Below are 13,000 nucleotides of genomic sequence, written 5' to 3' on the forward strand. Positions count from 1 at the left end.
AACCAAGTAGCACATTCGTACTACTTGGTTCTTGTCTAAGCTTGTTCTTCAAATCGTCTTGCGATTTCTACAATAACTTGAACAGCTTTTTCCATAGTATCTACCGAAACATACTCAAATTTACCGTGGTAGTTTTCACCACCAGTGAAAATATTTGGCGTCGGTAATCCCATATATGATAATTGTGATCCATCTGTTCCACCGCGAATCGGGTGAATGTTCGGTTCGATATTTAAACTTTTCATCGCTTCATATGCAATATCAACAATTTCTCTTACCGGTTCAATTTTTTCAAGCATGTTATAATATTGATCATTCATTTCTAAAACGACCGCATCTTGCCCATACTTCTCTTGCATTTGCTTCACAATATTTTCAACGTTATTTTTACGTGTCTCAAAATTTTCACGATCAAAATCTCGAATAATGTAATACGCTTTACTTTGCTCAACATCACCATTTAAAGAAAGTAAATGATAGAACCCTTCATAGCCTTCTGTATATTCTGGCGCCTCTTCTACTGGTAAATGCCCGTTAAACTCCATAGCAAGTTTCGTTGCGTTACGCATTTTATTTTTCGCTGTTCCAGGATGTGTATTCGTTCCGTTAAACGTTAACTTAGCACCTGCAGCATTAAAACTTTCATACTCTAAACCACCTAATGGACCTCCATCCATCGTATAAGCACATGATGCACCAAACGCTTCTACATCAAAATGCGCTGGCCCACGACCAATTTCTTCATCTGGTGTAAATGCTACTCTTATTTTCCCATGTTTAATTTGCGGATTATGTATTAAATAGTTCATTGCAACCATAATTTCAGTCAGACCAGCTTTATCATCTGCTCCTAGAAGTGTCGTACCATCCGTTGTAATAATCGTATGTCCTTTATATGATGGTAATTCTGGGAACTGCTCTGGTGTTAAAACAACATTTAGCTCTTCATTTAACATAATCGCATTGCCATCAAAATTTTCATGAATTTGTGGTTTTACGTTTTTCCCCGTAAAGTCTGTTGCCGTATCTAAATGGGCTAAAAATCCGATTACAGGCACATCCTTGTCCGTATTAGCGGGAAGTGTTGCCATTACATAACCATTGTCATCCATCGTTACTTCTGTTAACCCAATTTCTTTTAACTCTTCAACTAATAATTTACCAAATTCAATTTGTCCAGGTGTTGTTGGCACTGTATGGCTTTCTTCATTTGATTGGGTATCAATTTTTACATATCTCGTAAATCTTTCAATAAGTTCTTGTTTCAAGTTCGTTCACTCCCTTTTCTGTTTCTCTCTCCATTATAATCCTTAAAACGAAATATTTTAACTGTTTTGACTGTGAAGATGTATATTTCATTTACATTGTTAACAATTTTAAACGAATGATAAAGAGACATAATATTTGTACATTAAAACCGTAACAGGTAACATACATAATTATAAAATATGGGAGGTTTTAAAGATGAGGCTAACTCTCTTTCGCTATTTTCTTTTTTTCTTAGGATTAATTTTCTTTGGCCTTGGAAACGCTCTTGCAGTCAAAGTTAAATTTCTCGGTTTGCATCCTTGGGAAGTTTTAAATATGGCCCTCTACCAAAGATTTGGATGGACCATTGGTACGTGGAGTGTCATATGTGGATTATGTCTCGTTCTCATTTCTTTACTAGTAGATCGAAAATATATAAACGTAGGCACATTTTTAAATGCACTACTTATCGGTCCTATTATGGACTTTTTCTTACAATCAAATATCCTTCCAAACGCTACTCATTATTTATGGATAAACTTACTCATCTTATTTTCCGGTATTGCAATCACAGGTATTGGGGGAGGTATGTATGTTGCGGCTGGAATTGGCGCTGGACCTCGCGATGGATTCATGCTTACTATTTCCGACAAAACGGGACTGTCTATTAGCCGTGCTAGAATCATAGTAGAATGCGTTGTATTAGTTATTGGATATATGCTAGGAGGTCCTGTTTTCATCGTAACGTTTCTATACACTTTTATTCAAAGTCCAATCTTTCAGCAATCATTTACAATATTCCAAACACTCTTACATACTTTACATAACAAAAATAAAGAGCAAATTAATGAAAATATATAAAACACAACTGAATACCTATTGCTCTTTTCATTAACTTTCTAACAAATAATTCACCCTATTTACGATTCTCACCGCAAATAGGGTGCTTCTTTTTTTATCTCACAATATAAGAGTATATACTACTCGCTCACAGTAAAAGTATAGATATCGTCATAAACACAACCATTTACCCTAATCACATACTCGCCAGGTTTACTAAAACTAATTGTGTATTTATTTAGCTGAATTGCTTCTTTATCTCCCGAAAGAACATCAATACTTCTACCACTCAATAAATACTGCTCACTTTGATTCATCTTTACATGAATCGCATTAAAATTCTCCTCCTGTACTTGCGATGTTTCTGCAGCACTTATACTCGGTTCTAAAAAAAGTAGTCCACTTAATCCAATTGTCCCCGCTAAAGCTACTCCCGCAAATTTTCTCATCTTTTTCATCACAATGACCTCCTTCTAAATGTAGCGCAAAGGCGATGTCTCCCCCTTACACCACAAAGCCTATATGTAACGGAATAAAAAGTAAACACGTACAACAAGACAAAATTCTACATCTTTTTCTTCTATTGAATATAAATCCAACGTTTGGAGTTTTGTCATATTTAAAATGGTTTCCTTAAACCAATTTTCCCATAATTTATTCAAATACTGAATAATTACTTATTGATGTAACATTCTAAAAATAGTTGATAAAGATGCTTTCTATTCAAATAAAAAAGATTTTGCTATAAAAGTAACTTTTACAGCAAAATCCATGCAACCAATTTTATTCCGCTTTCCATAATCTCTCTACGTTCATTAATTGTTCTTCTTTAAATTCCATCTTATATATATCCGGTTTTGCTGTACTCATTAAAAATTCAAGCCCATATTGCTTATCAAAATAGTTCATCATCAATGTCATGACAAGCCCATGTGTACCAATTACAATTTTGCGCCCTTGAAAATCGATTAAGATTTCTTTTAATACTTTCACTACTCTTCTCTGACAATCCGCATATGACTCTCCTTCCGTTCGTGCAAAGTCCGGATTAGAGAACATCTTCTTTACAAGTGGATACACCTCTTTGTCTAATATAATCTGATCCTCACTTGCAAATCGACACTCTTTAAGATTTTCATATACTACTATTTCTTTTTCATAGAAATTAGCTGCCTCTTCTATCGTTAACATAGCTCTCTTATACGGACTTGAAATGAAAGTATCAATTCCCTCTGTTTTTAATATCTCAGTTACTCTATGAGTATCTAAATTTCCTTTCTCAGTTAATCCACGTGTTCTTTCATTCCCCTCTATTTTAAGTGATTCACCATGTCTAACCATGTAAATAAATGTACTCATAATTCCTCCTTAAGATTGTTTATACATCACGTTAATCTGTCCCATCCAAAAACTTAGGCATAATCGCAATATTAATTTATTCTCCTTTAATATACTTTATACACTTTGCTAAGTTGTTCTTCTAATCCACTCTCCTACTAAACTCTCAAATAGTTCAGGCTGTTCAATTTGCAAATTATGTCCTGCCGTGTCTAACACAGCTAATGTCGCTCTTGGATAATTTTCAATCATTCCTATAATATCTTGATACCCTACCGTTATATCTTGTCTTCCAGCTAATAAAAGAACGGGTTTCTCATATTTCTTACGGTGAAAATCTATAGTAAGAGGGTAATTCTTTTGCAACCTTTCAATAAATTCATAATTAGCAACATCTAATCCTGGCTTAATTTCTTCTTTGAATCGTGTATATGTATATTCATTTGCTACCACTGCCAAATCACAAAATTCTTCTCTTTCGATAGAAGTGAGCGTATTTAAAAACTCCTCGTCTCTTACAAGTACCTGTTTATCCGGTAAAATTCTTTCTTTTGGTTGTGCTACAACAACAGGACATACTAACAATAATCCATTCACCTTCTCAGACATCTTTGAGAGTATCCCTCTAGCCAAATATCCTCCGTACGATTCTCCTACCAATAAGAATTTTTCAGTAGAAATAATCTCCTCAATAAATGCAATAAGGACTTCTAATATATGGTCTGAACTATTTATCCAATCTGGAGCGTTCGATTTTCCCATGCCAGGTAAATCAATATAAATTTTTTGATATCCTTCATATTTCTGAAATACTGATTCCATACATCTTTGCATTAACCTATGATCAGGGGCACAGCCATGTATTATAAGGACTGGTTTCCCCTCTCCAACAATTTCGTAGTATATTTCTACATCTTTAATTCGACATAACATTAAAAGTTCACCCTCTTTTTATAGTTTTAATGGCAACACTATCAAACCCACAAAATCATACTTTCTTATCATATTACTTCCCATAACTGATTTTCAATTATAAATTTTCAGATTATAAAACAAAAAGTCTTCCCTTTCGTTTTATAACCTAGAAGGAAGTCCCTTGTCATTCTATATGTAATGTTGCATTTCTGCTTGCAAATCACTAAAAAACCTTTAAAATCTAAAGGATGACTAAATATACAAATTCTATCTATATTCCTTATAAACTAAAAATTATTGAACGCAATACTTTTTCAATTTTAAGAAGTATTACACTCTTCAATTCTTTTCTTATTAGCATGCTTTTTATATGGAAATCTGATACAATCCTTAAGTAATATTATTATGTATAGATATTACGAATATGGTGCATAATTAAAGAAGGTGATTTTATTGAAATTAAATAAAAATTTACAACTATGCATATTAATTATAACGTTAGTATGCTATTCAATCTATTTTATGTTTTTCTTTCTGTTCCCTACTCATTTTTCAAATTTCAATGTACGCTTCGCTTCACTCATCATTGAAGCCATTACATTTGTATCACTAATTTACTCTATATATTCTAAAAAAGTTAGTTCAAATCCTTTTTGGATATGTATCACAATAGCAATTGGTAGTTTTTTATTAGGAAAAATAGTATATACGTATCAAGATAACTTTTTTGAGATTCCAATACATCGTTTTACTGTTTCTGATGTATTTTACATGTTTTTTCTATTCTTCTGCCTTATCGCTTTCTGCTATAAAATCTTAAAAGAATGCAACAAATGGGAAAAGGCATTCTTTATTTGTGATCTATGCATAGTACTCATTTCCGTATTCACATTAGAATGGTATTTATTTAATCAGCCAGATTTAAATATATTTTCCCTTTCACTGGGAGATATTTTTCTTTCCTTTCTATATCCAATTGCAGACCTATTATTTCTTCTATTAAGTGTGAGTCTCTTTTTCCGTCCAACTGTTTTTAATTCCAAACGGAAAATTTATATTTTTATTTTTGTATTAATAAGTTCTGCAACTTTTAACTATATTTACTTCTACCTATATAGCCATTTAGCAAATGATACTATAACGCTATTACGTCTTTTATATAGAGTACCTATATTACTTATCGCAATAGCTGGTTCCATTTCAGACGATTATAATAGTAATAAAAATTATTTTACTGTACACCCTAAATTAGGGAAAAAAGTTTTAGTCGTATTCCCCTACCTTGCCGTCGCAATACTAATCGGGTTTACGTTAAAAGAACAAACATCATCTTCCACTCTCATTACAGGAAATTGTATCGCTTTTGTTTTTGTACTTATTCGACATTCTATTGTGGGTATGCAAAATGCTACTCTAACAAAACGTCTACAAGCATTTAATGCTCAACTTGAAGATAAAGTTACTTTAAAGACTTCTGATTTAGTCCATAAGTCAGAGGCTCTATCTCAGAAACAGCAAAAATTCGAATCATTATATGAATATCACCCTGATCCTATTTTTACAATTGATTTAAATGGAGTATTCTTAAATGTAAATAAGGCAGGAAGCGTCCTACTCGGAGCACCAACAAACGAGTTACTCGGTGAGACATGTTTCTCGATCATTTTAGATGAAGATAAACACAAACTGTTAACTGCATTAGAAAAAGTTAAACAACAAAAATCGGCATCCTTACAACTTAGTTCTCAATATAAAGATGGTTTTATTTATTTTTTATACGTTACCATCGTCCCTATTATGATAGATGGACAAATTTCAGGAAGCTATATTATGGTAAAGGATATTACCGCACAAAAAAAACAACAAGAAGAAATAAAATATTTAGCATTCCACGATACTGTAACGAAAATTGGGAATCGAGCCTATTTCCATAAGAAATTAAGAAAAGTTATAAAGAATGCTCAAACAATAAATAGTGAGTTTGCATTATTATATTTAGATTTAGACCGCTTTAAAGCAATTAACGATACACTTGGGCATTCGTCAGGTGATTACATATTAGAAGAAGTGGCACAGCGATTCCAATCATGTCTTCCATCACATACTTATGTATCAAGAATCGGTGGCGATGAATTTACAATCTTAATTGAAAACTATACTGACCATGATTCCTTATTTCAGTTATGTAACGAATTATTTGAAAGTATGAAAAAACCATTTGTCATACATGAACAAAAATTAAATGTATCACTTAGTATTGGTATCGCTATTTATCCACATTCTGGAATCGATGCCTCTACACTTTTGAAAAACGCTAATGTCGCAATGTATGATGCGAAAGAAAAAGAGCTTAATTCAGTCTCTATTTATGACGATGTAATCGCTAAAAAAATCGAAAGACGATTACGATTAGAGAAAGATTTACCAAACGCACTTCAAAATGAAGAATTATTCCTTTTATATCAACCTCAAGTTGACAGTGAATCTAACAAAATTATCGGTGCTGAAGCTTTGATCAGATGGAACCATCCCGAATTAGGTGTTATTTCTCCATACGAATTTATTCCTATTGCTGAAGAAACACTACAAATTATTCCAATAGGAAAATGGACATTACAACAAGCTTGTGAGCAAATGAAACGTTGGCATGCACTCGGGTATTCTCATTTAAAAATAGGAGTAAATTTATCTGCTAAAGAATTTGAACAAGAAGATTTTGTAAAGTCTATTTCATCTACTTTAGCAACTACAGGCTTACCAGCAAGTTCTCTCGATCTTGAATTAACAGAACGAATTGCAATGATGGATGAAAGAGAAACATTAATAAAACTGCGTACACTAAAAAATTTAGGAATTCACATTTCAATCGACGACTTTGGTACAGGCTATTCTTCGCTTGCTTACTTACCTTTATATCCAATCGATACTTTAAAAATCCCGAGGGAATTTATGACAATGTCTGAAACGTGTGAAGATGGAATGGAAATCATTAAAACAATCATCACATTAGCACATACATTAGAGATGTCGGTTATCGCTGAAGGTGTAGAAACGAAAGAACACGTGAATTTCCTTCAAAAAAATAAATGTCAGTTTATTCAAGGTTACTATTACAGTAAACCTATTTATTCTAATGCATTTACTAAGCTGTTAAAAAACGGTATTCGTCTATAGTATATAGCTCTATACAGAATATAATAGGCTACATAATAATGAATTTGAAAAACAAAAGGAAAGAAGATACCTTTTTTCCTTTTGTTTTTCTATTTAACTTTCTATTATTTCACCACTTCATTTATTAAATCTATTAATTGATGAATCCCCTCATCATTTGTTTTCTTATATCCATTCATGTTTTGAACATATCTCTCCTTATTTGCATATAGCCGGTTTACTGCATGTGTAAATGTACTATTACTTGCTCTGTCTTGAAGTAAAACTTCCGCATACCCTTGCCTAGAAAAATAGTCAGCATTTAAAACTTGATCCCCTCTACTGGAACCGTTAGTTAACGGGATAAGCAACATCGGTTTCTTCAAAAATAACAATTCAGAAATAGCAGTAGAACCCGCTCTGGAAACGACAACACTTGCCATATTCAATATATGCGGCAATTCTTCCCCTATATATTCAAATTGCATATAACCTTCCATGCCAATAGATGAATCTACCTTTCCTTTACCACACATATGAACAATATTAAAACTTAATAATAATGTATCTAAACTTTTCCTTACCATATCATTTATCCACTTAGCACCTTGACTCCCACCCATAATTAACAATACTGGCTTATCTTGCTGAAATTCACAATAACTTCTTCCTCGTAATACGTTACCTCTCTCAATTTCTTCCCTTACAATTGGTCCTACATAAACTTTTTTCTCGTTACTTACACTCTCCCCTGTATGAGGAAATGTTGTGCATAGTTTTGTAGCAAAAGGCAATGCTATTTTATTTGCTAACCCTAACGTACTGTCTGGCTCACGTATTACGATTGGTACATGATTTAACCATGCCCCTATAACTACAGGAACTGAAACAAATCCTCCTGCCGAAAAGATAACGTCTGGCTTCACTTTCTTAATTAATTTATAACTTTGTAAGCAGCCTTTTATAATTTTAAAAGGATCTTTAAAGTTCTCCCAATCCCAATATCTCCGAAGCTTCCCCGTTGAAATACTATTGTACTTAACATTTTGAACTAATAACTTTTCAATTCCATTTTGAGATCCAATATACTCAACTCCCCATCCTTTTTCCATAAATTTAGGAATCAACACCATATTAATCATAACGTGTCCTGCTGTACCGCCCCCAGTAAAGAGAATCTTTTTATTCATAACTTATATCCACCTTTATCATTAAAAATCTTGCTTTATATCAACCTATTACATGTAAGTAAACTTACTATTTATAAATATTTAACTCAAATCCTATATCTTGCAAAAGATCTTTGATAAGTTCATAAAAATCATTTCCATACTCACTACATTCACACTGAGTAAAGACTTGGATTACAGGCCTAATTCCCGTCTCTACTGCTGGATTTTTCCGATTAACCTTTTCCACGTATGCTCGACATTTATTTATCGCCTCATAGATGTGCAAAACATGCGCTTCTTCATCTTTCCAATCCAGCGTATCGACAATCGAAAGAAATAGTGTATTTTGATTATTTATTGCTTCATAACCATTCACATTCATATACTTCTTACACCCTTTTTTATTTTTCATTGCATGCAGATGTCACTGCACTTCGCATATTCAAGTACATCTTTTAATGATTGATGAAATTGAATTTCTGGGATCCAACCTAACTTTTTTATATCCTCTATTACTAAGCTCTCATTTGAGCTGCTTCCACTATTCTCTGTTTCTTTTATAGTAAAATGGAGCTGTGTTAATCTTTTATATTGTTCTAGTACATCTAATAAAGATCGTCTCACTCCTGATCCAATATTATATTGTTTCCCATTTATACCATTACGTAATAACACATGATACGCTTTAACCGCATCACGTACATCTAGAAAATCCCTACTATCTTTCAAACTGTTTACTTCAATAATCGCTTTACTTCTATCCGATTCTATATCTATCATTTTTTTTGCGAGAATCGAACAAATGCCATTCGATTCTCCTGGACCAATTAAGTTTGAGGGCTTTGCAATGATAATATTTGAATCCATTAATCCGCCCCAAGCCTCTGCAATAATGACTTGCATCGTTTTACTTAAACTATATGGATTTGAAACTTTTATGTTATTCATACTATCTGCTTGCAATGCAGATCCTATAACTAATGTTTTACAATGCGAAGCTTCCTGCTTAATCGCTTCTAATAAATACAAAGTCCCTATTACATTAATCTCCATGTATTCAAGAGAAGCTGTCCAAGACTCTATAACTGAATTTCTTCCTGCTAAATGCAATACATAGTCTGGTTTTATTTGTTTCATTACCTTCATTACTTCGCCCTTATTAGTTAAATCACAAGTAATACTATTTCCGATGTTTTCTCTATGTGGACGGTTTTGAAACATAGGAATTACATGAAAGCCCTGCTCTAAAAAATATTGGCAAGCATGTCTACCTGTGAAACCATTTGCACCAGTTATTAAAAGGCTTGCATTTTTTTTCATCGTAGAAATCCTCCCTTTAATAGCATTTGTTTCACCTCATCTTTTGCAAGTAAGTCTTGTTGAGAACTAAAACTCTTCACATCCACAAGCGGATAACTAGCATAATATTCTTGAAGTCCCTCTATAGGAATAGTCGGTAGTACCACAAAATAATTTTGATCAAAACTTATACTTGTTTTACTCTCTACTTCAGATAAAAGCATTTCACTTAATTTTTCACCTGGCCTTATCCCTACTTCTTTTATCTTCACGTTTTCTTTTTTCGAATCTTCGATCAACACCTTTGCTAAATCTGTGATTTTACATGCCGGCATTTTCATGACAAAGATCTCCCCTCCTCTTCCTTCAAATGCTGCTTTAAATAACAACCGAACAGCATCTTCAATCGTTAAGAAAAATCTAGTCATATTTACATCGGTAATTCCTATTTGTGAAGACTTCTTAATTTGCTTTTTAAAAAGCGGCACTACACTTCCGCTCGTCCCTAAAACATTTCCACCACGAACACAAATGAATTTTGTTTTCTTCGTTTGCACATTCGCATGAACCATTAATTTTTCACCAATTGCTTTTGTCATCCCATACGTATTTGATGGATCCGCTGCTTTATCTGTTGAAACATATATAACTTTCTCAACTTGCATCTGGATAGATGCTTCAATTACATTTTGCGTACCATGTATATTTGTTTTTATAGCTTCATAAGGATAATACTCACATACTGGAACATGTTTTAAAGCTGCAAGATGAAATACATAATGTACATCTTGGCAAGCATAGACGAGTTGGTCTTTATCACGAATATCTCCAATGATAAATTTTAATCTAGTTTCATTTATAAACTGTTGCTGCATTTCAAACTGAACCGTTTCATTCCTTGAAAAAACTCTAATTTCTTTCGGTGATTTTTCTAATAATTGTTTTATAAGTTCATGTCCCCACGAACCTGTACCACCAGTAATTAAAATTATTTTATTAAGCATTTCTTTTCCTCCTGCTGTACATTTCATAAAAATTGTATTTATTAAAAGCTATTGAATTATTTTCAATTGATTCAAATCATAATTGTCATTTGTTACATTAAATTGACAAAATAAAAAAACAGAAACTATTAAGCATAGTTTCTGTTTTTTATTTCGCTTCATAACGGTAAGATTTTTTATACTATTTGCATGATAAATAAATTCTTTGTAAAAAACACCGCTCATTTATTTCTTATACTCGTAATAAAATAAAGTGAAACTTTATTTAGTGGGGGGGCATCCCCCACTGATTATCAGCCCTCACCAATCGGGCTTTTACGGGCAGCCCGACCTCCACTGAACTTCTTTGCTTCCGCTGAATTTTGAGGTGGGGATCTTACTGCCCGGCAAATAGCGGGATAAATAGAATGATTCATAGCCAATAATCACGTTTAAACTTATGAAAAAGGGAGGTAACGGAATGGACCGAAGCAATTCAAATCATACATATAACGGACCTTCCAAAGCACTGCCTCTCTCCCTATTTGATGTAAAAAATGAATTGAAACAAAAAAGCAAACTTATTCATTCTGACACCATGTATACATTAACGAAAGAAGAGCAATTCATCATCAACAATATAAAAATACAGACAGAACAACTAAATAAAAATAATGTTACGAGAACACGCGCGTACTACCAATTTTACATTCGATATCCAGAAATACATTGGGCACTACTTGGGCATATGGTATCACGTAACGGTGGTTGGAATATGACTGATTTAAAAGGAGACTTATATACGAAACTTTTATCAGAGAAAGATCAAATTACATTTTTTTCTTTTTTAGAAAGAGGGAATTGGCTCATTTTTCAAGATGTATATCCTCAATTTTTACTTTATGAACAAAGTGTTAAAAAAGCAAAAAAGCTATTTCATCTTCTCCCTCACCTAAATGTTTCTACATTTATGGAAACGATGTGGAACGATTTTTGGAAAACTGGGAACAAAAAAACATTAGCAATCGCAACTATTATTAATGAGCAAAACTACTTAGAAAAAAGAGTGATTCAAAATGCACACTTTCAAAAGACCGTACTCAATAGTATCGGATTTAAACTCTTTGATTTCTTTCAGTTTAATCATATCCTTTTCCCTTTCTACGAAAATAATACAAATCAAAAAACTTTATTAATTGGCGATACAATGAAACATTTTACTTCCTTGCATGAACGAATCTTAATTGGAAAAAGGTTGTATTCATTATTATTTCGAGATACACATATTTTATCTCAAATCATATATTGGGCCGAGCATCATCCACATACAGGCTCAAGGAAAGATTACTGGCCTCATTTATTTTCAAGTGTAAATGAATCTTTTTCCCGTGAGTTTTATAAACGCCGCATAAAGAAATGCCAGTTGCGTAGTGGCGCATATCGTATATACAGCCCTGCACTCATCTATGCATGGCGAAATATGAAGCATGAAGAAGTTGAAAGTGAAGATTGGTTTACGGACTGGCAAGTTGTAAATTACTTAGTGGATAAGGAGGAAAATATGAATGGAAAAATTACAGAAGACTACTGCAAAACACTCGAAAAAATTGAACTGGCAATTCTCGCAAAGAAAAATGTCCTCCTTCGAGAAGAAGAATAATTTTCTAGCATTAGCAGTTACAATCTTACTCTCTTCAATTATCGGAACTTACTTAGATGCTTTCTTTGTCCATAAGCACATATATTTCTTTCCAGTTAGGCCCTTCCCATCCATATTTTCAGTTAACATTGGCTTTACGTTGTTTGTACTACCGATTTTAACAATCATTTTCATACAAATTTCAAAAACATTATCTGCCGTTTCTAGAACTATATTTATTATTTCCATAGGTATTTGTGCTAGCATTTTTGAACATGTTGCTGAAGGTTTAGGTTTATTTATACATAGTGCAGACTGGAACCATACATATTCTTTATTTGGTTATATGATGTTCCTTTCTTTTATTTGGAAAGTATATAATTGGATACAAAAATAAAGAGACCATTATAGGT

At 32.9% G+C, this 13,000-nt stretch carries 12 protein-coding genes; 4 read left to right on the forward strand and 8 right to left on the reverse strand.

Annotation, left to right across the window (positions count from 1 at the left end):
- Positions 1–35: 35 nt before the first annotated feature.
- On the reverse strand, positions 36–1,268 hold the full coding sequence (gene pepT, locus JDS81_RS11610) for a peptidase T (RefSeq protein WP_000807011.1): 1,233 nt from the start codon (positions 1,266–1,268) through the stop codon (positions 36–38).
- A 196-nt stretch (positions 1,269–1,464) separates the two neighbouring features.
- Here pepT and JDS81_RS11615 point away from each other — a divergent pair, with 196 nt between their 5' ends.
- A complete protein-coding gene (locus JDS81_RS11615) occupies positions 1,465–2,109 on the forward strand; it encodes a YczE/YyaS/YitT family protein (RefSeq protein WP_001241267.1) in 645 nt (214 codons plus the stop codon).
- Positions 2,110–2,228: 119 nt separating this feature from the next.
- On the opposite strand, the gene JDS81_RS11620 is transcribed toward JDS81_RS11615, so the two are convergent.
- From JDS81_RS11620 to JDS81_RS11630, 3 genes are all read right to left on the reverse strand, one after another.
- Positions 2,229–2,546, reverse strand: a complete 318-nt coding sequence (locus JDS81_RS11620) for a hypothetical protein (RefSeq protein WP_016108957.1) — start codon at positions 2,544–2,546, stop codon at positions 2,229–2,231.
- Between the two features lie 325 nt (positions 2,547–2,871).
- Entirely contained in the window at positions 2,872–3,447 is a 576-nt protein-coding gene (locus JDS81_RS11625; protein WP_097953957.1) for a histidine phosphatase family protein, read from the reverse strand.
- A 108-nt stretch (positions 3,448–3,555) separates the two neighbouring features.
- The gene (locus JDS81_RS11630) at positions 3,556–4,359 is read right to left on the reverse strand and encodes an alpha/beta fold hydrolase (RefSeq protein WP_097953958.1); all 804 of its coding nucleotides are present in this window, start codon (positions 4,357–4,359) and stop codon (positions 3,556–3,558) included.
- 435 nt (positions 4,360–4,794) lie between these two features.
- On the opposite strand from JDS81_RS11630, the gene JDS81_RS11635 reads away from it, so the two are divergent.
- The gene (locus JDS81_RS11635) at positions 4,795–7,515 is read left to right on the forward strand and encodes a GGDEF domain-containing phosphodiesterase (RefSeq protein ID WP_142311401.1); all 2,721 of its coding nucleotides are present in this window, start codon (positions 4,795–4,797) and stop codon (positions 7,513–7,515) included.
- A gap of 104 nt (positions 7,516–7,619) precedes the next feature.
- Here JDS81_RS11635 and JDS81_RS11640 read toward each other — a convergent pair whose 3' ends face one another.
- The 4 genes from JDS81_RS11640 to JDS81_RS11655 all read right to left on the reverse strand — a co-directional run bounded on the left by JDS81_RS11640 (position 7,620) and on the right by JDS81_RS11655 (position 10,969).
- Positions 7,620–8,684: an undecaprenyldiphospho-muramoylpentapeptide beta-N-acetylglucosaminyltransferase gene (locus JDS81_RS11640; RefSeq protein ID WP_097953960.1), complete on the reverse strand. Its 1,065-nt coding sequence runs from the start codon at positions 8,682–8,684 to the stop codon at positions 7,620–7,622.
- 67 nt (positions 8,685–8,751) lie between these two features.
- The gene (locus JDS81_RS11645; protein ID WP_097854958.1) at positions 8,752–9,078 is read right to left on the reverse strand and encodes a DUF6572 domain-containing protein; all 327 of its coding nucleotides are present in this window, start codon (positions 9,076–9,078) and stop codon (positions 8,752–8,754) included.
- Complete coding sequence (locus JDS81_RS11650) at positions 9,075–9,986, reverse strand: SDR family oxidoreductase (RefSeq protein ID WP_097953961.1); 912 nt, start codon at positions 9,984–9,986, stop codon at positions 9,075–9,077. Before JDS81_RS11650 ends, JDS81_RS11645 begins: the two co-directional genes overlap by 4 nt.
- Entirely contained in the window at positions 9,983–10,969 is a 987-nt protein-coding gene (locus JDS81_RS11655) for a UDP-N-acetylglucosamine 4,6-dehydratase family protein (RefSeq protein ID WP_000932617.1), read from the reverse strand. The genes JDS81_RS11650 and JDS81_RS11655 overlap by 4 nt, the downstream gene beginning before the upstream one ends.
- Before the next feature lie 460 nt (positions 10,970–11,429).
- On the opposite strand from JDS81_RS11655, the gene JDS81_RS11660 reads away from it, so the two are divergent.
- Both JDS81_RS11660 and JDS81_RS11665 read left to right on the forward strand, forming a co-directional pair.
- A complete protein-coding gene (locus tag JDS81_RS11660; RefSeq protein WP_097953962.1) occupies positions 11,430–12,608 on the forward strand; it encodes a DUF2515 domain-containing protein in 1,179 nt (392 codons plus the stop codon).
- Entirely contained in the window at positions 12,583–12,984 is a 402-nt protein-coding gene (locus tag JDS81_RS11665) for a CBO0543 family protein (protein WP_141499360.1), read from the forward strand. The genes JDS81_RS11660 and JDS81_RS11665 overlap by 26 nt, the downstream gene beginning before the upstream one ends.
- Positions 12,985–13,000: the final 16 nt, after the last annotated feature.

This window comes from Bacillus cereus group sp. N31, from assembly GCF_016483245.1.
GTDB lineage: Bacteria > Bacillota > Bacilli > Bacillales > Bacillaceae_G > Bacillus_A > Bacillus_A toyonensis.